At 73.4% G+C, this 20,372-nt stretch carries 18 protein-coding genes; 9 read left to right on the forward strand and 9 right to left on the reverse strand.

From position 1 onward, the window contains the following. A partial coding sequence (locus tag ABT112_RS27055; protein WP_351513869.1) for an FAD-dependent monooxygenase occupies positions 1 to 1,135 on the reverse strand: 1,135 nt, incomplete at its 3' end. Between the two features lie 114 nt (positions 1,136 to 1,249). Here ABT112_RS27055 and ABT112_RS27060 point away from each other — a divergent pair. After that, entirely contained in the window at positions 1,250 to 1,966 is a 717-nt protein-coding gene (locus ABT112_RS27060) for a TetR/AcrR family transcriptional regulator (RefSeq protein WP_351513871.1), read from the forward strand. Positions 1,967 to 1,978: 12 nt separating this feature from the next. Here the strand turns inward: ABT112_RS27060 and ABT112_RS27065 are convergent, their stop codons facing one another. Beyond that, on the reverse strand, positions 1,979 to 2,905 hold the full coding sequence (locus ABT112_RS27065; protein ID WP_351513873.1) for a LysR family transcriptional regulator: 927 nt from the start codon (positions 2,903 to 2,905) through the stop codon (positions 1,979 to 1,981). Positions 2,906 to 3,003: 98 nt separating this feature from the next. Here ABT112_RS27065 and tdh point away from each other — a divergent pair, with 98 nt between their 5' ends. Together tdh and ABT112_RS27075 are read left to right on the forward strand one after the other, a co-directional pair. Next, positions 3,004 to 4,044: an L-threonine 3-dehydrogenase gene (tdh, locus tag ABT112_RS27070; protein ID WP_351513875.1), complete on the forward strand. Its 1,041-nt coding sequence runs from the start codon at positions 3,004 to 3,006 to the stop codon at positions 4,042 to 4,044. A gap of 38 nt (positions 4,045 to 4,082) precedes the next feature. Then, positions 4,083 to 5,264, forward strand: a complete 1,182-nt coding sequence (locus tag ABT112_RS27075; protein ID WP_351513877.1) for a glycine C-acetyltransferase — start codon at positions 4,083 to 4,085, stop codon at positions 5,262 to 5,264. A 217-nt stretch (positions 5,265 to 5,481) separates the two neighbouring features. On the opposite strand, the gene ABT112_RS27080 is transcribed toward ABT112_RS27075, so the two are convergent. Further along, positions 5,482 to 6,273, reverse strand: a complete 792-nt coding sequence (locus ABT112_RS27080) for an alpha/beta fold hydrolase (protein WP_351513879.1) — start codon at positions 6,271 to 6,273, stop codon at positions 5,482 to 5,484. Between the two features lie 460 nt (positions 6,274 to 6,733). Between ABT112_RS27080 and ABT112_RS27085 the strand changes: the two genes are divergently transcribed. After that, entirely contained in the window at positions 6,734 to 7,669 is a 936-nt protein-coding gene (locus tag ABT112_RS27085; protein ID WP_351513939.1) for a trypsin-like serine peptidase, read from the forward strand. A gap of 50 nt (positions 7,670 to 7,719) precedes the next feature. Here the strand turns inward: ABT112_RS27085 and ABT112_RS27090 are convergent, their stop codons facing one another. From ABT112_RS27090 to ABT112_RS27110, 5 genes are all read right to left on the reverse strand, one after another. Further along, complete coding sequence (locus ABT112_RS27090; RefSeq protein WP_351513881.1) at positions 7,720 to 8,985, reverse strand: anhydro-N-acetylmuramic acid kinase; 1,266 nt, start codon at positions 8,983 to 8,985, stop codon at positions 7,720 to 7,722. Continuing rightward, entirely contained in the window at positions 8,982 to 10,340 is a 1,359-nt protein-coding gene (locus ABT112_RS27095) for an MFS transporter (RefSeq protein ID WP_351513883.1), read from the reverse strand. Before ABT112_RS27095 ends, ABT112_RS27090 begins: the two co-directional genes overlap by 4 nt. Positions 10,341 to 10,573: 233 nt before the next feature. Next, positions 10,574 to 11,593 (reverse strand): NAD(P)/FAD-dependent oxidoreductase, encoded by a 1,020-nt coding sequence (locus tag ABT112_RS27100; RefSeq protein WP_351513885.1) that lies wholly within the window; start codon positions 11,591 to 11,593, stop codon positions 10,574 to 10,576. Continuing rightward, positions 11,590 to 12,162: an isoprenylcysteine carboxyl methyltransferase family protein gene (locus ABT112_RS27105; protein ID WP_351513887.1), complete on the reverse strand. Its 573-nt coding sequence runs from the start codon at positions 12,160 to 12,162 to the stop codon at positions 11,590 to 11,592. Before ABT112_RS27105 ends, ABT112_RS27100 begins: the two co-directional genes overlap by 4 nt. Before the next feature lie 13 nt (positions 12,163 to 12,175). Beyond that, complete coding sequence (locus ABT112_RS27110; RefSeq protein WP_351513889.1) at positions 12,176 to 13,231, reverse strand: type III polyketide synthase; 1,056 nt, start codon at positions 13,229 to 13,231, stop codon at positions 12,176 to 12,178. A 162-nt stretch (positions 13,232 to 13,393) separates the two neighbouring features. On the opposite strand from ABT112_RS27110, the gene ABT112_RS27115 reads away from it, so the two are divergent. The 4 genes from ABT112_RS27115 (at position 13,394) to ABT112_RS27130 (ending at position 16,576) form a co-directional block, all read left to right on the forward strand. Continuing rightward, positions 13,394 to 14,254 carry a UbiA family prenyltransferase gene (locus ABT112_RS27115; RefSeq protein ID WP_351513890.1) on the forward strand — a complete coding sequence of 287 codons (861 nt, stop codon included), beginning with the start codon at positions 13,394 to 13,396 and terminating at the stop codon, positions 14,252 to 14,254. Positions 14,255 to 14,451: 197 nt separating this feature from the next. Continuing rightward, positions 14,452 to 14,691 carry a DUF6296 family protein gene (locus ABT112_RS27120; protein WP_351513892.1) on the forward strand — a complete coding sequence of 80 codons (240 nt, stop codon included), beginning with the start codon at positions 14,452 to 14,454 and terminating at the stop codon, positions 14,689 to 14,691. Between the two features lie 167 nt (positions 14,692 to 14,858). Further along, complete coding sequence (locus ABT112_RS27125; RefSeq protein ID WP_351513894.1) at positions 14,859 to 15,815, forward strand: ABC transporter ATP-binding protein; 957 nt, start codon at positions 14,859 to 14,861, stop codon at positions 15,813 to 15,815. Next, complete coding sequence (locus tag ABT112_RS27130; RefSeq protein ID WP_351513896.1) at positions 15,812 to 16,576, forward strand: ABC transporter permease; 765 nt, start codon at positions 15,812 to 15,814, stop codon at positions 16,574 to 16,576. Before ABT112_RS27125 ends, ABT112_RS27130 begins: the two co-directional genes overlap by 4 nt. A 343-nt stretch (positions 16,577 to 16,919) precedes the next feature. Here ABT112_RS27130 and ABT112_RS27135 read toward each other — a convergent pair whose 3' ends face one another. Then, a complete protein-coding gene (locus tag ABT112_RS27135) occupies positions 16,920 to 18,116 on the reverse strand; it encodes a 4-hydroxybenzoate 3-monooxygenase (RefSeq protein WP_351513898.1) in 1,197 nt (398 codons plus the stop codon). Positions 18,117 to 18,684: 568 nt separating this feature from the next. Between ABT112_RS27135 and ABT112_RS27140 the strand changes: the two genes are divergently transcribed. Further along, positions 18,685 to 20,277, forward strand: coding sequence for an ABC transporter substrate-binding protein (locus ABT112_RS27140; RefSeq protein ID WP_351513900.1), 1,593 nt, complete (start codon positions 18,685 to 18,687; stop codon positions 20,275 to 20,277). Positions 20,278 to 20,372 lie beyond the last annotated feature (95 nt).

A 20,372-nucleotide genomic window follows, 5' to 3' on the forward strand; every position in this document is an offset into this window, starting at 1 on the left:
TGCGCTCTCCTCCCTCCGCCTTGCGATCGCACGCACCGGACACCTCCGGCCCCGCCCTTCGGGCGGACGACGCTACTTTCGAAACACGCCCTAGGAAGGGGCCGGCCCGGTCGCCGCCCTCCTGGCAGCGCCGGGCGTAGTCGCGCAGCCGGTTCTCGTACCGGGTGAAGGCCGTGCGGTGGTCGCCGTCGGCCAGCGCGAGCTCACCGGCCAGCACATGGGCGGCCACCACGGCGGTCCCGGTCCCCATGCCGCCGAGGGTGGCGCCGCAGGCCGCGTCCCCGACGAGACAGATCCGCCCGGTGGACCAGGTGTCCATGTCCACCCGGCTGATCGAGTCGAAGTACAGCTCGGGCGCCTCCCGCAGCGCGGCCAGGAGCCGCGGCACCTCCCACCCCAGGCCCGCGAACGCCTCGGCGATCAGGGCCTTCTGCTGGTCCGGGTCGTGCCGGTGCTCGGCGAGCCGGGGCGCGGCGAAGACGACGAAGGCGCCGGCCCGCCCTGGCTCCCGGTGATGGCCGCCGGCGCCGGCGAGCCGGCCCGGCACGTTGAGGCCGACCGACCCCGGGCCGGGGTGCGGCCAGTCGGGCACCGGCCAGGTGGCGGCGTGGTAGCCGAGGTGCCGGACGTACCGCTCCTCGGGCCCGAAGGCGAGCCGCCGCACCCGGGAGTGCAGCCCGTCCGCCCCGATGACCAGGTCGAACCGGCGCGGCGCGGCGTGCCGGAAGCGGACGTCCACCCCGTCCGGGGTCTCGTCGAGGCCGGTGATCGTGTCACCGAAGAGGTAGGCGGTGGACGGCAGGCTGTGCTCGTACAGCTCCCGGGACAGGTCACCGCGGAGCACTTCGAGGTCGCCTCCGGCGAACTCGGCCGGGAGGTGCAGCCGTTGCCGGCCGCGCTCGTCGACGAAACGCAGCGGGCTGCCGCCGGTCCGGATGCGGCGCAGCGCGGGCAGCACCCCCATGCGTTCCAGCACGGTGAGCTGGGTGGCGCCGCGGAAGTCGACGGCCTGCCCGCCGCCGCGCAGCGCGGGCGCCACCTCGACCACCGTGGGCCGGAATCCGTACCGGCCCAGCCAGTGGGCCAGCGCCGGACCGGCGATGCCCGCGCCGGAGATCAGAACGGTCCCCCTCATGCACACCACTCCCCCATAACTGTGTCCCAAGGACACTGATTCTTGTTGTGTACGGTAGACACAGTTTCTGGGCGAGGCAACACCGACGACAGGACTCCGGGACGGGAGCGGCGGATGAACGACGACCTGAGCGACGGCGTACGACTGCTCTGGGGCCCCCGCCCGAAGCCCTCACGGGGCCCGAAACCGGCCCTCAGCCTGGACCGCATCGCCCGCGCCGGAGTGGAACTCGCGGACCGGGAGGGGCTGCCCGCGGTGTCGATGCAACGGGTCGCCGGGCTGCTCGACTTCACCAAGATGTCGCTCTACCGGTATGTGCCGGGCAAGGCGGAGCTGATCGCCCTGATGGTGGAGAGCGCGATCGGCACGGCGCCGCCACCGGACCGCCCGGACAGCGGCTGGCGGGAGCGCCTCGGCGACTGGGCCCACGGACTGGCCGCCGTCTTCCGGGAGCACCTCTGGCTGTTGGACGCCACCGTCGGCCCGCGGGTCATGGGCCCCGGGGAACTGGCCTGGATGGAACGGGCGATCGCCGCGCTCGACGGCACCGGTCTCACCGGCGCCGAACGGATGGACGCGGTCGTGCTGCTCTCCGGTCACGTCCGCGGCATCGCCCAGCAGGCGCGCGCCGCGGGGCCGGACGGCGCTCCGGAGGCCCGGCTCGCCACCCTGCTCGGCGCGTTGATGCGGGACCACGGCGCGGACTACCCGGCCCTCACCGCCGCACTGGCCTCGGTGTCCGGGCCCGGGGAGCGCGACCAGGCGCTGGAGTTCGGGCTCCGGCGCATCCTGGACGGCCTGGGGGTCCTGATCGCCGAACGCTCGGGGTGACCGCCCGGCGGATCAGCCGCCCTCGTCGGCCCGGAAGCCGGCTTCGGCCTGGGTCCGCAGCTCCGCCAGGGCGAGTTCCAGCAGCGGATGGGTCTCGCTGCCCCGGCGGACGGCCGTGAACACCCGGCGTATCGGCGGGCGGCCGCCGACCGGGCGGACCACCGCGCCGTAGCGGTCGATGCCACGCAGCGCGGACCGGGGCACCAGCGCGACCCCCGACCCCACCGCGACCAGCGCGCAGACGGCGCGGAAGTCGTCGGACACGCACTCCACGCGGGGGGTGAAGCCCGCCTCCTCGCAGGCGTGCAGGACCACGTCGTGGACCGGGTTCCCCGGCCACGGGGTGATCCACGGGTCGCCGGAGAGCGCGGCCAGCCCGATCTCCGACGCGCGCCCCGCGGGGTGGCCGGGCGGCAGCACGACGTCGAAGGGCTCGGCGTAGAGCGGCTGGCGCAGGACCTGGTCCTCGCCGGGAGCGAGGGTGTCCCGGTGCTGCACGGCCACCGCGACATCCGCCTCGCCGTCCACGAGCAGCCGCAGACTGGCGTGCCCCTCGGCGTCCCGGACGCGGATGTGCACCCCGGGGGCCCGGTCCCGCAGGGCGGCCACCGCCGGGGTCACCACCTCGGTGATCGCGGTGGCGAACGCCGCGACCGTCACCTCCCCGGCGACGCCCTCGGACACGGCGGCCAGATCGGCTTCGGCCCGCTCCAGCTGTTCGGCGATCCGCCCCGCGTGGGCGGCGAGAATCGTGCCGGTCGCCGTCAGACCGACGGCCCGCCCGCGCCGCTCCAGCAGGCTGTGGCCGACCTCGGCCTCCAGTGCGGCGAGCTGCTGAGAGACCGCGGACGGCGACAGATAGAGGGCCTGCGCGGCCGCCGTCACGGTGCCGTGGTCGGCGAGGGCGCGCAGCACCCGGAGTCTGCGGGGGTCGATCACGGGTCCATCATCCCAGAGCGCTGTGAAGGCCTCCTTCACAGGATGCCTGAGATATTAGCGATGGACTTCACAGAGCCGGGTCAGCAGAGTAGGCACTTGTGAAAGCACTGATGAAGACGACAGCCGGACCCGGCCTGGCACTCACCGACGTGCCCACTCCCGAGGTGGGTCCGGAGGACGTACTGATCAAGGTGCTCCGGACCGGGATCTGCGGCACGGACCTGCACATCGACAGCTGGGACGACTGGGCGGCACGCACCGTGAGTGCCCCCCGGGTACTCGGCCACGAATTCGTCGGCGAGGTGGTCCGCACCGGCTCCGCCGTCAAGGACGTGAAGCCCGGCGACACCGTCAGCGGCGAAGGCCACCTGGTGTGCGGCAAGTGCCGCAACTGCATGGGCGGCCGGCGGCACCTGTGCATCCGCACCATCGGCCTGGGCGTGCACACCGACGGCGCCTTCGCCGAGTACGTGAAGCTCCCCGAGTCCAACGTCTGGGTGCACCGGCACGAGGTGGACCCGGACATCGCCGCGATCTTCGACCCGTTCGGCAACGCGGTCCACACCGCCCTGTCGTTCCCCGTGCTCAACGAGGACGTGCTGATCACCGGCGCCGGTCCCATCGGGATGATGGCGGCCGCGGTCGCCCGGCACGCCGGGGCCCGCAATGTGGTGATCACCGACGTCAGCGACCACCGGCTGGACCTGGTCCGCAAGCTGTGTCCGGCCACCACGGTCAACGTGGGCGCCACGCGCATCACCGACGTCATGCCCGAGCTCGGCATGAGCGAGGGCTTCGACATCGGCATGGAGATGTCGGGCCGGGCCGACGCCCTCGGCGACATGGTCGCCGCGATGAGCCCGGGCGGCCGCATCGCCATTCTGGGGCTGCCCGCCGAGCAGGTCTCGCTCGACATGGCGACCGTCGTCACCCGCATGCTGACCCTGCGCGGCATCTACGGCCGCGAGATGTACGAGACCTGGTACGCCATGTCCGTCATGCTGCAGAGCGGCCTGGACCTGTCGCCGCTCATCACCCACCGGTTCGGCTTCGAGCAGCACGCGGAGGCCTTCGCGACGGCACGCTCCGGCCAGTGCGGCAAGGTCGTCATCGACTGGACGCGTCCCGTCCTCACCTGACTCCAGCAGCCATCCACCACGCATCCGAGGAGCCCCCCGTGTTCGACAGCATGCGCGACAGTCTGCGCGCCGAGCTGGACCAGATCCGTGAGGCCGGGCTGTACAAGCCCGAGCGCGTCATCTCCAGCCCGCAGACCGCGAGCATCACCGTCGGCGACGGCACGGTCGTCAACTTCTGTTCCAACAACTACCTCGACCTCGCCGACCACCCCGAGGTCATCGCCGCCGCGAAGCAGGCGCTCGACGACTGGGGCTTCGGCATGGCCTCGGTCCGCTTCATCTGCGGCACGCAGGAGCCCCACAAGGAACTCGAGGCCCGGATCTCGCAGTTCCTCGGCATGGAGGACACGATCCTCTACAGCTCCTGCTTCGACGCCAACGGCGGAGTGTTCGAGACGCTGCTCTCGGCGCAGGACTGCGTCATCTCCGACGAGCTGAACCACGCGAGCATCATCGACGGCATCCGGCTCTCCAAGGCCGCCCGGTTCCGCTACCGCAACCGCGACATGGCCGACCTGGAGCGCTGCCTCAAGGAGGCCGGTGACGCCCGGCACAAGCTGATCGTCACCGACGGCGTGTTCTCCATGGACGGGTACATCGCCCCGCTGGACGAGATCTGCGACCTCGCCGACCGTTACAACGCCCTCGTCATGGTGGACGATTCGCACGCCGTCGGCTTCACCGGCGAGGGCGGGCGCGGCACCCCGGCGCTCTTCGGCGTCACCGACCGGGTGGACGTCATCACCGGCACCCTCGGCAAGGCGCTCGGCGGCGCCAGCGGCGGCTATGTCGCCGCCCGGGCCGAGATCGTGGAACTGCTCCGGCAGCGCTCCCGCCCGTACCTCTTCTCCAACTCGCTGGCCCCGTCCATCGTCGGCGCCTCGCTGAAGGTGCTCGACCTGCTGGCGGCCTCCGACGACCGCCGGGCGCGGCTGCGGGAGAACACCGAGCTGTTCCGCAGCGAGATGTCGGCCGCGGGCTTCGACATCCTGCCCGGCGAGCACCCCATCACCCCGGTCATGATCGGCGATGCCGCGCTGGCCGGGCGCATGGCGGCGGCCCTGCTGGAGCGGGGGATCTATGTGATCGCCTTCTCCTACCCGGTGGTTCCGCAGGGCAAGGCGCGCATCCGGGTCCAGCTGTCGGCCGCGCACTCGACCGAGGACGTCCGGCGCGCGGTCGCGGCCTTCCGCGAGGTCCGCGACGAGCTCACCGCCTGAGAACGGCGCCGACGGCGGGGCGTTCCGGGGCGTGACGTGCCGGAACGCCCCGCCGTCGAGCGGGTGTTGTGCGGGGGCACCGGTCCGGCCTGCGTGACGGCTGACGGCCGGAGGGCGGCACCGGCGCGTGACGACCGGAGGGGCGGTGCCCGCGCGGCGCATGACGGTCGGAAGGCGCGGTCCGCGACAGCCGGAGGGCGCGGTCCGGGGCGGCCCGTCAGCCCGGTGACGCGGGCCGTCGGCGGAGCGGTGCCGCCCGGAGCCCGCCCGCGTCACCGACACCCGGGTCCTCCCGCGGCGCCAGGACCGCGTCGACGAAGCGGCGGCGGTGCTCGGCATGGTCCCGGAACCACAGCGCCAGCCGGTGGTCGGCGTCGGGGAACGTCAGATGGGTGAACCGCGACCGGGCGGCCAGCGCCTCGGCGACGGCCCCGGTCACGGCCGGCGGGATCACCGCGTCGACGGTCGGCACGGCCAGCACCGCTCGGGCCGCGAACGTGCGGAAGGTGTCGAGGGCGGTGGAGTCCCGCCAGCTGTCCGGGGTCCGGATGATGCCGGTGAAGCCCGCGTCGAACCGCACGGACCAGGCCCGCCTCGCGTACACGGCGGGGGCACAGAGGCCGATGGCGGTCACCCGGCGGCCGTAGTGCCGCGCCAGGTCGGCGACGGTCTGACCGCTCATGCTGAAGCCGATCAGCACCAGGCCGTGACCGGCGGGGACGTGTCGGCCGATCACCGTTTCCGCCTGGGTGAAGCGGCGTCGCAGACTCAGCTCCGGCAGGGTGCCCGAACTGCTCCCGTGTCCCGAGAAGTCGAAGGCGAGTGCACGGTGCCCGCGGGCCGAGAAGTCGGCCATCAGATCGGTGAGGCGCGCCTTGTCGCTCGTCCCCGCGCCGTGCAGGAGCACCACGGTGGACGGGGCCTCGGGGCCGGACGGCCGGCTCTCCACGCCGTCGAGGAGCTCGCCGTCACCGGCGCAGGAGAAGCTGCGGAACATCGCGTCGGTCATGCCATCCCGTCCGGTGGGTTCTCCGGGAACGGTTCCGCCTCCCCGGTCGTCGGTCACGTGCACCGTGTCCGGAGGGCCCCGGACCGCCGTCGCGTTCCCGAGCCCCCTACGAACCGGCCACCAACATAGGGGAATCGGGGGATCGCACCGGAGCCGGGGGCGACATTCGGCCAGCTGTTTGACAAGCCACTGACAAGTCAGCGCTCCCGTGGCACTCTGCCCCACGCACCACGCATCGGCTCGCGAGATCAGCGCCACGCATCCCGGCCATGCGTCCCCACCCCCCTCTCGGTACCGCGCACCGGTCCCGCCGATCAGCACGGCGCATCCGCACCGCTCATCTGCCCGGTCCGCACACCCTTGCGGCCCGGCCCCCACAGTGCCCGCGCGCGACATCCGCGCGGGATCGGCAGAAGGAGTACGCGTGAGACGTCCCTTCCGTATCTCCGCCGGCATCCTGATGGCCGTCGGCGCCCTGTGCACCACAGGACTGCAGTCCGCCACCGCCACCCCAGCCGTCGACTCCACCGCCCGCACCGCCGCGGCCTCCCCCGCCGCGCAGGAGAAGGTCCGGGCCTTCTGGACCCCCGAGCGGATGCGGAACGCCCGGCCGCTCGACCTGCTCAGCGTCCGTCCCGGCGACGTCAGGGCACCCGCGAGCCACGGCCGGACGACGACCGTCGCCCCCACCCACCGCCCGCACGGCGCCCAGGCGTTCCCGCAGGCCGGGGGGTCGTGGACGGGCAGCGGGGCCGTGGTCAAGACGTCGGGGCGGGTGTTCTTCACCTTCCAGGGGCGCACCGCCTCGTGCTCCGGCAACGCCGTCACCAGCAAGAACGCCGGCACGATCATCACCGCCGGACACTGCGTCAAGTACCAGGGCAGCTGGCACACCAACTGGGTGTTCGTACCCGGCTATCACGACGGCCAGACACCGCACGGCACCTGGACCGCAACCAAGATCATGTCCACGCCGCAGTGGGTGGCCAGTGAGGACATCAACTACGACGTCGGCGCGGCGGTGGTCGGGCCGCTGGACGGCAGGAAGCTCACGGATGTGGTCGGCGCCCAGGGCCTCCAGTTCAACGGCGGCTACAACAAGGCCATGTACTCCTTCGGCTTCCCGGCCGCAGCGCCGTACGACGGCAGCAAGCTCACCTACTGCGCCGGGAACACCTCCAAGGACTTCCTCTTCTCCAAGGACCACGGCATGGGCTGCAACATGACCGGCGGTTCGAGCGGCGGTCCGTGGTTCACCTCGTTCAACGAGTCCGCGGGCACCGGACTGCAGGCCTCGGTGAACAGCTTCGGCTACACCTTCCTGCCGAACCGGATGTTCGGCCCGTACTTCGGTGACGAGGCCAAGACCCTCTACGAGCAGGCGCAGACCACCTGAGCCGCCGGTCCGGGGCAGGGCGACGGGCGGTCGTGGCGCACGGCCGCCCGTCAGCCGGCTCCCGGACCATCACTGGCCGGACCATCACTGGCCGGCCCTTCAGCCGCAGATCCGCCGTCGCCCGGGGCCCCGGTGATCCGCAGCCGGACCGGCGCCGCCGCCCGGGGCGCCGGCAGGGTGAGCGGGCGGCGGCCGGGGGTGACCGAGCCCAGGACGGCGGCACGGCGGGCACCGGTGCAGGACGGCACCGTGCCCGCCAGGCCGTGGACCGTCAACTGACCGAGGACCGCGAAGGCATAGGCCTCCTTGGCGGCGGACGGCAGGCCCAGGTCGTCGGAGGTGCACAGCGGCACCCCGTCGAGTGCGTCGCGGACCGTGTCCAGCAGCACCGGATTGCGGGTACCGCCGCCCGAGGCGACCACCTCGGTCGCGCCCACGGCCCGGACGGCGTCGGCGACGGTCCGGGCGGTCAGCCGGGTGAGGGTGGCCAGGACGTCCTCGGGGGCGAGCGGTCCGCGGCCGGCCAGCGCCGCCCGCAGATACGGCAGGTGGAACAGCTCCCGGCCGGTGGTCTTGGGCGCCGGACGGGCGTAGTACGGCTCGTCGAGCAGCCGGTGCAGCAGCGCCGGGTCGACCCGGCCCCGGGCGGCCAGTGCGCCGTCCTCGTCGAACTCCTGGCGGCCTCCGGTGAGATGGCGGACCGCGGCGTCGAGCAGGGCGTTGGCGGGGCCGGTGTCGAAGGCGACGGGGTCCCGGTCCGGCGGGACCACGGTGAGGTTGGCGATACCGCCCAGGTTCAGGGCGGCCGGGACACCGGGGCGCCCGCGGAGCCACAGGGTGTCGACGACGCTCACCAGCGGCGCGCCCTGGCCTCCGGCGGCCACGTCCCGGGCGCGCAGATCGGAGATCACCGGACAGCCGGTGGCCTCGGCGATCCAGGCGGACCGGCCGAGCTGGAGGGTGCCGTGCACCCGGCCGTCCTCGGCCCAGTGGTAGACGGTCTGACCGTGGGAGACGACCAGCCCGGCCCGTCCGCCGCACAGTTCCGCGTCGGCCCGGACCGCTACGCCGGCGAACGCCCGGCCGATGAGGGTGTCGAGCCGGCACACCTCGGCGAGTGTGGTCGCCGCCGGGGGCAGGGCCGCGGCCAGGGCCTCCCGCAGCTCATCGGAGTAGCGGTCGCTGACCATGCCCAGCGGGGTCAGTACGAGCGTGTCGCCGTCGAAGCTCAGCTCGGCGGCCGCGGCGTCGATCGCGTCGCAGGAGGTGCCCGACATCAGCCCGATCACCCGGGCCGGGGCCGGTCCCCCGGTCATCCGGCGGCCCGGTCGCCGCGCAGGGGCCGGCGGTGGTCGTCCCCGCGGAGGGTGAGCAGCGCCGCCACGCTGACGGCGCAGGTGACGACCACGTAGTAGGCGGGGATGTCGATGTTCCCGGTCCGCTTGATCAGTTCGGTGACCAGGAGTCCCGCGCACCCGGAGAACACGGCGTTGGCGAGCGCGTACGCCAGGCCGAGGCCGGTGCAGCGGACCGTCACCGGGAACATCTCGGCGAGCATCGCCGGTCCCGGGCCGGCCATGAGGCCGACGACGGCCCCGGCCAGGATCACGGCGACGCCCCTGGCCAGGGACGAACTCCCGGCTTCCTGGAGCAGGTTCAGCAGCGGGAAGGCGAGGGCGACCGCCAGCGCGGCACCGGTCGTCATCACCGCGCGCCGGCCGATCCGGTCGCTGAGCGCCCCCGCCGGGAGGATGGCCGCCGCGAAGCCGAGGTTGGCCAGGACGGTGGCGACCAGGGCCTGACGGAAGGTGGTGTGCAGGGTGCTCTGCAGATAGCCGGGGAGGACGACGAGGAAGGTGTACCCGGCCGCGGCCCAGCCCATGGTGCGTCCGGCCCCGAGCAGGACGGCTCCGGCGAGTCGACGGGGGTGCGGCGCGGCCGCGGCGGGTGCCGCCCCGGTGCCGCCGCGCCCGGTGGCGGAGGCCGTGCGGGCCAGCTGGAAGGCGGGGGTCTCCTCCAGTCGCAGCCGCAGCCGGAGGGCGGCCACGCCCAGGGGCAGGGCCAGCAGGAACGGCACCCGCCAGCCCCACGCGTGCAGGGCGGCCGGAGAGAGCACGGTCGCCGTCAGCGCCGCGGTCCCCGCCCCGGCCAGCAGCCCCAGCGCGACGGTGAAGGACTGCCAGGCCCCGTACAGACCGCGCCGGCCCGGCGGGGCGAACTCCGTCAGGACCGACACCGCACCGCCGAACTCGCCGCCCGCGGACAGCCCTTGCAGGACCCGCAGCAGGGTGAGGAGCCAGGGGGCGGCGGCGCCGATGGCGGCGCGGTCGGGGAGGAGGCCGATCAGGGTGGTGGCGCCGGTCATCAGCAGCAGGGCGAGCACCAGCGCCGGACGGCGGCCGATCCGGTCGCCCAGCCGGCCGAAGAGCACGGCCCCCAGCGGCCGGAAGAAGAAGGCCAGCGCGAAGGACGCATAGGTGGCGACGAGCCCTTCGAGACTGCTGCCGCCGTCCGGGGTGAAGAAGGTGGCGGCGATGACGGTCGCGAAGTATCCGTAGACGCCGAACTCGTACCACTCGATGAGGTTTCCGGCCGCACCCGCGAGCAGCGCACGGCGGGAGCGGGGCCGTCCGACGGACTCCTGGGCGGGCCCGTGCACGGAAGTGGTCATGGGGGACCCCTTCGCCGTCGCGGATGCCGTGGGGTGAAAGTTAGTTACACCACGCACACCCCTGTCTGTCAATAACTTTCACCCGCAGGCCGGTTGGGCCGGTCCGGTGGTGCGGGGAGAGGCTCTGCGCGGACGTGCCGCCGGCCGACGCCGTCGTCCGGGACCCGGTCGACTGAGCCGAGGGCCGGGGACCTGCTCGTGACGCGCACCCCGCCGGACGTCGCCCCAGCCGGTCACTGCAGCGCGTGCACGACGGCCCCGAACAGCGCGGGCAGCCCGGCCGCCGCCGGGACGATCAGCCGTGCGGTGCCCGCCCGGCCGCCGGCGCGCACCAGCGCCCCCGTCATGAGCCGGTGCCGCAGCGACAGCCGGCGCCAGGCCGTCTCGTAGTCCTGCGGGCGCCCCGCCGTCACACAGCGCACCGCCGCGCCCGCCGAGGCCAGCCCGAGCGCGATGCCCTCCCCCGTGAGCGCGTCGACGTACCCCGCAGCGTCCCCGGCGAGCAGCACCCGGCCCGCGACGCGGCCCCGGACCCGCTGTCGCATGGGTCCGGCACCGCGCACCCCCGTCACCGGGCGTGCGCCGAGGAGCGCGGCGGCGAGCCGGGGGAAGCGTGCGAGATGGGTGGCGTAGTCGCAGCGGACCGGGCTCAGGACGGCGACGCCGACCAGGTCGTCGGCGACCGGGGTCACATACGCCTCCCCCAGTCCCGACCAGTGGACCTCCACGAAGTCCGTCCAGGGGGCCACCGCGTAGTGCCGACGCAGGCCGTAGCGACGGGTGCCGCCCCGCGCCGGCAGGCCGAGGCCGAGCGCCCGCCGGACCGGGGAGTGCAGGCCGTCGGCCGCGATCATCCAGCGCGCCCGGTGACCGGCCGCGTCCACCCAGCCGGGTCCCTGCCGGATCTCGCGCACGGTCCCCACCACGGTCCGGACGCCCAGCCCGGCCGCCCGCCCGGCCAGGGCTGAGTGCAGGACGGTGCGCCGTACGCCCCGGCCGGCGGCCCCCCGGAAGGCGGTCTCGGCCGACCGGCGGCCGTCGACATAGCGGATGCCGCGCAGCTCCCGGCCGGGCGGATCCACCCCGAGGCGCCGGAGCGATGTCACCCCGCCGGGCATGATCCCCTCGCCGCAGGCCTTGTCGACGGGGCCGGGGCGCGGCTCGATCACCACGGTCTCCAGACCGGCCAGCGCGGCGTGCACGGCGGCGGCGAGCCCGACCGGTCCCCCGCCCGCCACCAGCAGATCGATCACCCGGCCGCTCCCCCGCCGGTGTCCGCCGTCACGGCCTTCTCCGGTGCCGCCCCCGGAGGGGGCGCGGCCGCCGCGAGGGCGGCGTCCTCGCAGGCGATCCGGGTCGCGAGCAGGACGGCATTGCCGGCGGTGAAGGCCGCCGCGGTGATCCAGGCCCCGTGCACCAGCGGCAGGGCGGCCCCTTCGACCGCCACGGCCACGTAGTTGGGGTGCCGCAGCCACCGGTACGGCCCCTCGCTGACCCGCGGCAGGCCCGGGACCACGATCACCCGGGTGTTCCAGCGCGGGCCCAGCGCGCCGATGCACCACCACCGCAGCGCCTGCGCCCCGGCGACGGCGGCGAGCATCGTCCAGCCGAGTGCGGGAACGAAGGGGCGCCCCGCCAGCAGCACTTCGCCGAGGCAGCCCGCCAGCAGGCCGGTGTGCAGCAGCGTCATCACCGGGTAGTGGCCCCGGCCCGACTCCACCCCGCCGCGCGCCCGGCTCCAGCGGGCGTTGCGGCGGGCGACGGCGAGTTCGGCCAGCCGCTCGGCCGCCACGGCCAGGACCAGAGCCGCGTACCAGATCACCTCCGGCCCCCTTTCACCAGCGCAGCAGGACGAGTTCGGAGCAGAAGCCGGGGCCCAGCGCGAGCAGCAGCCCCGGGGTGCCGGGCGGGGGCGGCCGCTCGGCCAGGGTGTCCCGCAGCACGTGCAGGACCGAGGAGGAGGAGAGGTTGCCCACCGCGGCGAGGGAGCGCCAGGTGATATCGAGGGCGCCGTCGGGCAGTTCGAGGGTCTCGGCCATGGCCTCCAGCACCCGGGGGCCGCCCGGGTGGCACACCCATGCGCTGACGTCCCGCCGGGTGAGGCCGTGGTCGCCGAGGAAGGCGTCCACGTCGGCGGCGAGGTGCTTGCGCACGACGTCGGGGACGGTCGAGTCGAGGACCACCCGGAATCCGGTGTCCGTGACATCCCACCCCATCACCGACTCGGTGTCCGGGTACAGATGGCCGCGGGTGGCCACCACGGTGGGGCACGGACCCTTGGGGCGCCGGTCGGTTCCGCAGGCGACGAGGGCCGCGGCGCCGTCGCCGAACAGCCCGGCGGCCACCAGCCCGGCCGGGGAGGCGTCGTGCCGCTGGAAGGTCAGCGAGCACAGTTCCACGGACAGCAGGACGGCCACGTGACCGGGCCAGCCGCGGAGGTAGTCGTGCAGCCGGCCGATCCCGGCGGCCCCGGCGACACAGCCGAGGCCGAAGAGCGGCAGCCGCTTCACATCGGGGCGCAGCCCCAGCCGCCCCACCAGCCGGGCGTCCACGGAGGGCGCGGCGATGCCGGTCACCGAGGTGAACAGCAGCAGGTCCACCTCGCGGGGCGAGATGCGGGCGGCGTGCAGAGCGGCGTCGACCGCTTCGGCACCGAGCTCCGTCGCGGCGGCGATGAACGCGTCGTTGACCATGCCGAAGCCGTCGAGTGCGGCGTACCGGTCGAGGGGCAGCACGGTGTGCCGGGTGCGGACGCCCGCGTTGGTGTGCAGTCGGTCGAGGACTCCCCGCTCGCCGTCGGGCAGACAGATACGGGCCATCAGATCGGTGATGTCGCGCTGCTCATGACGGTGCGGTGCCAGAACTCCGTGTACGGCGGCGATACGGCTCATCCGGCTCCCCGGTCGGGCGGCGGTCGTCGGGACCTCATCGAGGTGCCCCCGAAGAGCCCCGGCCATGCTTGGGCACACCCATCCGGGGCAATCCATGGCATGTCAGGAGGAACCACCACGATCGGTGACGACGGGAACGGCGGGCGGCCGTACGATCCGAGGGTGGCTTCCGACGACCCGTCAGGCGTAGCGGCCGTCCCGGCCCCCAGCGGCGCGGTGGGCGGACTGGTCCGGGCCTGCCACCCGCTGCCCACCGCGGCGGTGACGCTGCTGGCCACGGCCCTGTCGGTGCGTGCGGGCCGGAGCGGCGCCGGGTGCGCCCTGGTGGCCGGAGCGGTGCTGGCGGGCCAGCTGTCGGTCGGCTGGTGCAACGACGCGGTGGACGCCCGCCGGGACGCCGCCGCGGGACGGCGGCACAAGCCGGTGGTCTCCGGCGCGGTCTCGTCGGGCACGGTGCGGTCCGCGGCCGTCACCGCGCTCGTGCTGTGCGTACCGCTGTCCCTGGCGTCGGGGCTCTGGGCCACGGCCGCACACCTCACCGGGGTCGGCGCGGCCTGGGCCTACAACCTGCGACTGAAGGCCGGCGCCTGGTCGTGGCTGCCGTACGCCGTCGGCTTCGGCTGTCTGCCCGCCTTCGTCACCCTGGGGCTGCCGGGACACCCCGGGCCGCGCTGGCAGCCGGTCGTGGCGGCGGCGCTGCTCGGCGTCGGCGCCCACCTGGCGAATGTGCTGCCGGACGTCGAGGACGACCTGAGGGCGGGGGTGCGGGGCTGGCCCCAGCGCCTCGGTCCGGCCGGGATCCGGCTGCTGGCACCGGTGCCGGTGGTGGCCGCCTCGGCACTGCTGGTGCAGGCGATGCCCGGCGGGCCCGGCCGGTACGGAGCACTCACGGTCGCCCTCGCGGCACTGGTGGCCGGGGGCGGGGCGCTGCTGGGGCGCGTGCGGCCGCGGGCGCCGTTCCTGGCGACGATCGCGGTCGCCGCCGCGGATGTGGTGCTGCTGTTCCGCGGCGTGGGCGGGTGAGCGCCCTGGGTTCGGGGCCGGACGCGGACGGTTCCGGCTGCGGCTCCGGCTCCGGCTCCGGCTCCGGAGAGGGAGACGGCCGGCACCGTGCGCTCGGCGTCGGCCTCACACCCGGCCGACATAAAAAAGATATGAAATGTACTGTTTTGGGTACACAGCCATGCAGTGCATGGGAGGTCGCAACAGTGGAGGGTGTCATGGGGCAGCGAGATGAGTACGAGCTGGTGTTCGTCCATCCGGGCTCCGCAACCCCGGCCGCGGAGGATGCGGTGGTGGTCCACCGCACCGAGCGAAAGGGCCCGGGCGGACACCCGGTCTACACGGACGACACCGGCATCGTGCAGGCGGAGATCAGCGATCGCGACGAGGTGCGCATGATCGCCAGCGGCGGACACCAGGCACCGTCCCCGGTGGTCCAGGTCCGCCGTCTGGTCTGAGGCCGTCCGGTCCGAGGCCGTCCGTGCCGAAGTGGTCCGGGCCGTGGCGGGCCGGTCCGAAGCGGGCCGGTCCGAAGCGGGCCGGTCCGGGAGGTCATGACAAATGTCATCGGGATCGATGACACAGCTCATCATGATCCGTACCGGCGTCCGGTCAGGATTCCGGTATGACATCCCATGTTCACGCCATCGAGGTCAGCGGCCTGCGGAGGCGGTACGGGCCCGCGGGCGGCAAGGGCTTCGAGGCCGTCCGGGGCATCTCCTTCTCCGTCGCCGAGGGTGAACTCTTCGCCCTGCTCGGCACCAACGGTGCGGGCAAGACCTCCACCGTCGAACTGCTCGAAGGCCTGGCCGCCCCCACCGGGGGCAGCGTGCGGCTGCTGGGACACGACCCCCACCGGGACCGTGCGCTGACCCGGCCCCGCACCGGTGTGATGCTCCAGCACGGCGGCTTCGCCGCCGATCTGACCGTCGCCGAGACCGTCCGGATGTGGGCCGGGTGCACCTCCCGCCCCCGGCCGGCCGGCGAAGCCCTGGAGACGGTCGGGCTGACCCACCGTGCGGGGGTGCGCGTCAAGAACCTCTCCGGCGGGGAGAAGCGGCGCCTGGATCTGGCGCTCGCGACCCTCGGCGACCCCGAGGTGCTGTTCCTCGACGAGCCGACGACGGGCATGGACCCCGAGGGCCGCCGCGAGACCTGGGACATCCTGCAGAACCTGCGCGACCGGGGCACCACGGTCGTCCTCACCACGCACTACCTGGAGGAGGCGGAGCGGCTCGCCGACCGGCTGGCCATCATGCACGCGGGCACCATCGCCGCCTCCGGCACGGTGCCCGAGATCGTCGCCGAGCATCCCTCGACGCTCTCCTTCCGGCTGCCGCCGGGCGTCGGCGTCGGGGACCTGCCGGACTCGTCCGCCCTCGGCGCCACGGTGAGCGGCGCGGCGGACCGCGCCGTCCGGCTGTCCACCCGGGATCTGCAGCACACCACGACCGAGACCCTGCTCTGGGCCCGGGACAAGGGCATCGACCTGGCCGGGCTGAACGCCCGGTCCGCCTCGCTCGAAGAGGCGTTCCTGCACATCGCCCAGGGCACCTACGGCACGGAGGCCACCGCGTCATGAGCTCCAGCACCGCACATCTGGCCGCCCTGGGGCGCGCGGAACTGACGCTGCTGTTCCGCAACCGGACGAATCTGTTCACCGTGGTGTTCATGCCGGGCATGCTCACGCTGGCGTTCCAGCCCACGCTCAAGACGTTCGGGCAGTCGGCCGCGGCGGACGCCATGGGGCCGTCGCTGATGGCGATGTCGTTCGGGATCGTCCTGGTCATGGCGCTGTACAGCGCGCTGCCGGGCGTCTACGCGGCCCGCCGGGAGGAGCTGTTCCTCAAGCGGATGCGGACCGGTGAGGTGTCGGACCTGGTGATCCTCGCCGGCTCCGCCCTGCCCATGGTCCTGATGGCGCTCGCGCAGTGCGTGGCCCTGGCCGTCGGCATCTCGGTCGTCGCCGACGTGCCGGCCCCCGAGGCGCCCCACCTCGCCGTTCTGGGCGTGCTGCTGGGCGTGGTGATGATGGCGGCGCTGGCCGCCCTCACCTCCACGCTGGCGCGGACGGCCGAGAGCGCGCAGGTCGTCGTCCTGCCGGGCATGATCGTGCTGCTGGCGGGCTCCGGGCTGTTCCTGCCGCTGGACGCACTGCCCGGCGCGCTGGAGGAGATCTGCCGCTTCCTGCCGCTGACTCCGGTGGCCGATCTGATCCGTGCGGGCTGGTCCGGCGAGGCCACCGGGGCGGGAATCGCACGGCAGGCGCTGACCGCCCTGACCTGGACCGGAGCCGGGGTGCTGGCCCTCCGGCGCTATTTCCGCTGGGAGCCCCGGGTCTGAGGAGGCCGTGTCCGGGCCGGCCCGGACGCGCGCCGCCGGTCACCACCCGAACGGGGGTCGGACGGTGACCGGCGGCGGGGTGCCGGAACGGGCGGCGCACCGGAAGCGGGCGGGGTGCCGGAACGGGCGGGCCGGGGATGCACGGCGGCCGGGCGTACGGCCCGGGGGCCGTCGGCCGAACCGGACCTGGAGCCGGGTGCGGGACCTCGGGCGCGGGGCCGTACCGGGGCGGCCCGGCACCCGGCATCCGCACCCGGCACCCGGCACCCAGCACCCGCATCCGGCATCCGGCATCCGGCACCCGGGATTCCGGCACCGCGGCACAGGATTCCGGCACCAGGGCTCAGGAGTCCGGATACCGCCCGATGTAGAGCTCGGCGAACGCGGCGGCCGCCGCCGGGGAGTCCAGCAGGCGCCGCAGCCGCGCCCCGGCGACGCCCGCCCGGAACGGGTCGGCGGCGCGGGACCCGGCGGTGGGCCCGTGCAGCAGTTCGGAGAACCACTGCGAGAACTCCTGGTACTGCCAGACCCGCCGCAGACCGGCGGCCGAGTACCCGGCCAGCCCGGTGTCGTCACCCGTTCCGTAGTGGGCGGTGAAGGCCTCGGCGAGCAGCAGTGCGTCGTGCAGCGCGAGGTTCATGCCCTTGGCGCCGATGGGGGCGACGAGGTGTGCGGCGTCCCCGGCGAGGTGCAGCCGGCCGTGGGACATCGGGGCCACCACGTAGTTGTGCATGTCGAGGACCCGCTTCTCGATCAGGGGGCCCTCGGTGAGCTCCCCGCCGGGGACGGCGAGCCGGGCCTGCAGCTCCTCCCAGACCCGCTCGTCCGGCCAGGCGGCCTCGTCGTCCCCCGGCGGGCACTCCAGGTAGAAGCGGGTGACCTGCGGGCTGCGGGCCATGTGCGCGGCGAAGCCCCGGGGGTGGATGCCGAACACCACGCCGTCCGCGGACGGCGGCGCCTCGGCGAGCACGGCGAGCCAGCCGACGCCGTAGTCGTGCTGGGCGAAGACGGTGCTGTCGGCGGGCAGATGGCTCCGGGACACCCCGCGGGCCCCGTCGCACCCGGCGATGTAGTCGCAGGAGATCCGGTGCCGTTCCCCGTCGGCACCGGTGTAGGTGACCGAGGGCTGCCCGGAGAGCAGGGCGTGCAATTCGACGTCCCGCACGTCGAAGCGGGCATCACCGCCGCCGTCGGCGAAATGCCCCACCAGATCGGTGACCAACTCCTGCTGCGGATACACGAAATGGTGCCGACCGGTGAGTTCCGCATAGGCGAAGGCATGCCGGGCGCCGTCGTAACGGAATTCACACGCTCCGTGGCGCTCCGCAGTCCGCAGCAGCCGGCCGGCCAGACCGTGCCGCTCCAGGGCGCGCACCGCCCATTCCTCGATAAAGCCCGCGCGGGGGCGCCGCTCGATGAAGGAACGGCTCGCGGCCTCGATCACGACACAGTCGACTCCCGTCCGTCGCAGGACGTTTGCCAAGGTCAGGCCCGCCGGTCCGGCGCCGACGACAGCGACCTGGGTCCTCGTTGAGGGCATGGGGACAGTTCTGCCTTCCTCCAGGGACACGGCCGCCCGGACGGCGCCGCGGCGATGATCTTCCCGTGACGGAGAACCCCGTCGCCACTCCACCGCAACTGCAGTTTGCGGACATTGTGCGCACCCGGGTCATAACCGTGAGGTCGGTGGCCGTGAACTGTTCCGCCCCGCTTACCCGAGGTGTCAGGATGCGGACTACGGTATGGCTGGTTACCCCGGACACACCGATAACTTCATCGATCCGTTCTTCACCAAGGACACCTGTCCCGCCTCTCTTCCGGAGCGGCAGGATCCGTAGTGTGCTGGTCTCCCCGACCCACCGGGGGCTGCCGGCCACGGCGCTGCCGGCGGCCCCGGCAACCGTGGGTTCGGCCGGCGACGGCGCGCCCCCGGGTCCCCGCCGCGGAAGGGCACGCAGTGGCCGTCGCGTGCGGCGGCCGTCAGCGGCGAAGAGCGAGCGATCAACTCCTCCCCGGTGCGACAGCTGTGGGAGCCCGGCCGGGGCAGGTGCGGCCGGCTCCCCGCGGCGCCTGGTGGGCCGACAGAGAAAAGTGTGAGGAACGTGCGGTTGAGAAAACGTCACCAGTGGCTGGCCGGCTCGCTCGGAGTGGGTGTCGTCGCCGGTCTGCTCTCGGGCTGCGGTTCGGACGAGGGGGACGCGGCGGGCACGGGCGAACCGGTGATCATGGGGACGACCGACGAGGTGCAGTCCCTCGACCCGGCCTCCGGCTACAACGTGGGCTCCTGGTTGGTGTTCAACAACGTCTTCCAGTCGCTCATCAGCTTCCCGCGGGGCAGCACCACGCCCGAGCCCGAGGCCGCCAAGAGCTGCGGCTTCACGGACAGCGCCAGCCGGGTGTACCGCTGCGTGCTGAAGGACGGCCTGAAGTTCAGCAACGGCAACAGCATGACCGCCGAGGACGTGGCGTACTCCTTCGAGCGCACCCTGCGGATCAACGACGACAAGGGTCCGGCGTACCTGCTGTCGTCGATCAAGAACATCGAGACGCCGGACGACAGGACCGTGGTCTTCCGCCTCCGGGGCTCCGACGCGACGTTCCCCATGAAGATCGCATCGAACGCCGGGGCCATCGTGGACCACCGGGAATACCCCGCGGACCGGCTGCGCACGGACAACAAGATCTTCGGTTCCGGTGTGTACAAGCTGGACTCGTTCAACCGGAAGAAGGCCGATTTCTCGGTCAACCCGGAGTACAAGGGCTCGGCCGAGCCCAAGAACTCCGGCATGACGCTGAAGTCCTTCCACGGCGACCAGGCGGCGCTCAAGCACGCCGTGCAGCGCGGCACCGTGGACCTCGCCTACCGCGGACTCGCGGCGAAGGACATCTACGAGCTCGAGGCCAAGACCACCCAGAACCGGGGGAACGTCAGGGTCGTCGACGGCGCCAGCGCCGAAGTGATGCACATGGTCTTCAACATGAAGGACCCGGTCGTCGGGAAGCTCGGCGTCCGCAAGGCCATCGCGCACCTGGTCGACCGCACCGCCCTGGTCCGTGACGTGTACCAGCGCACCGCCGAGCCGCTGTACTCGGTGATCCCGGCCGGCATCACCGGCCACAAGACGCCGTTCTTCGACAAGTACGGCGACCGGCCGCAGCGCGACAAGGCGGCGGCCGCGCTCCGCGGGGCGGGGATCAACGGCAAGGTCAAGCTGACCCTGTGGGCGACGCCGGTCCGCTTCGGGCCCGCCACCGTGCCGGCCTTCAAGGAGATCGCGCAGCAGCTCAACGCGAGCGGCCTCTTCGACGCCGAGGTGAAGAGCGTCCCGCTCGACGAGTACGACAAGGGCGTGCGCGCCGGGAAGTACGGCGTCTACGTGCGGGGCTGGCTGCCCGACTACCCGGACCCGGACATCTTCATCACGCCGTTCTTCAGCAAGAAGAGCGTTCTCGCCAACAACTACGAGTCCAAGCGGATCACCGACGACCTGATCCCGGACACCGTACTGGAGGCCAACCGGCCGGTCACCGCGGACAAGTTCGCGGAGATACAGTCCATCGTCGCGGACGACCTGCCGGTGCTGCCGCTGTGGCAGGGCAAGCAGTACGCGGTGGCCCAGAAGGGGATCTACGGCATCGAGTGGAGCCTCGACGCCTCGACGGTGCCGCGCTTCTGGGAGATCAGCAAGAGCGAGGAGTGATCCGGCAGGACACGCCCTGGGCGCTCCCCCTCTCGGGGGAGCGCCCTTTGCCGTTCCGGGGCGCCGGTGCCGTGCGGCTCACCGGCGGGGCGGGG

The sequence above is a fragment of the Streptomyces sp. NPDC002055 genome (assembly GCF_040296705.1).
GTDB lineage: Bacteria > Actinomycetota > Actinomycetes > Streptomycetales > Streptomycetaceae > Streptomyces.

Coding starts and splice junctions, on each gene's coding strand:
- ABT112_RS27080 (WP_351513879.1), bottom strand. CDS start 6,273: ATGACCGACGCGATGTTCCGCAGCTTCTCCTGCGCCGGTGACGGCGAG.
- ABT112_RS27130 (WP_351513896.1), top strand. CDS start 15,812: ATGAGCTCCAGCACCGCACATCTGGCCGCCCTGGGGCGCGCGGAACTG.
- ABT112_RS27135 (WP_351513898.1), bottom strand. CDS start 18,116: ATGCCCTCAACGAGGACCCAGGTCGCTGTCGTCGGCGCCGGACCGGCG.
- ABT112_RS27060 (WP_351513871.1), top strand. CDS start 1,250: ATGAACGACGACCTGAGCGACGGCGTACGACTGCTCTGGGGCCCCCGC.
- ABT112_RS27085 (WP_351513939.1), top strand. CDS start 6,734: ATGGCCGTCGGCGCCCTGTGCACCACAGGACTGCAGTCCGCCACCGCC.
- ABT112_RS27125 (WP_351513894.1), top strand. CDS start 14,859: ATGACATCCCATGTTCACGCCATCGAGGTCAGCGGCCTGCGGAGGCGG.
- ABT112_RS27120 (WP_351513892.1), top strand. CDS start 14,452: ATGGGGCAGCGAGATGAGTACGAGCTGGTGTTCGTCCATCCGGGCTCC.
- ABT112_RS27110 (WP_351513889.1), bottom strand. CDS start 13,231: ATGAGCCGTATCGCCGCCGTACACGGAGTTCTGGCACCGCACCGTCAT.
- ABT112_RS27095 (WP_351513883.1), bottom strand. CDS start 10,340: ATGACCACTTCCGTGCACGGGCCCGCCCAGGAGTCCGTCGGACGGCCC.
- ABT112_RS27090 (WP_351513881.1), bottom strand. CDS start 8,985: ATGACCGGGGGACCGGCCCCGGCCCGGGTGATCGGGCTGATGTCGGGC.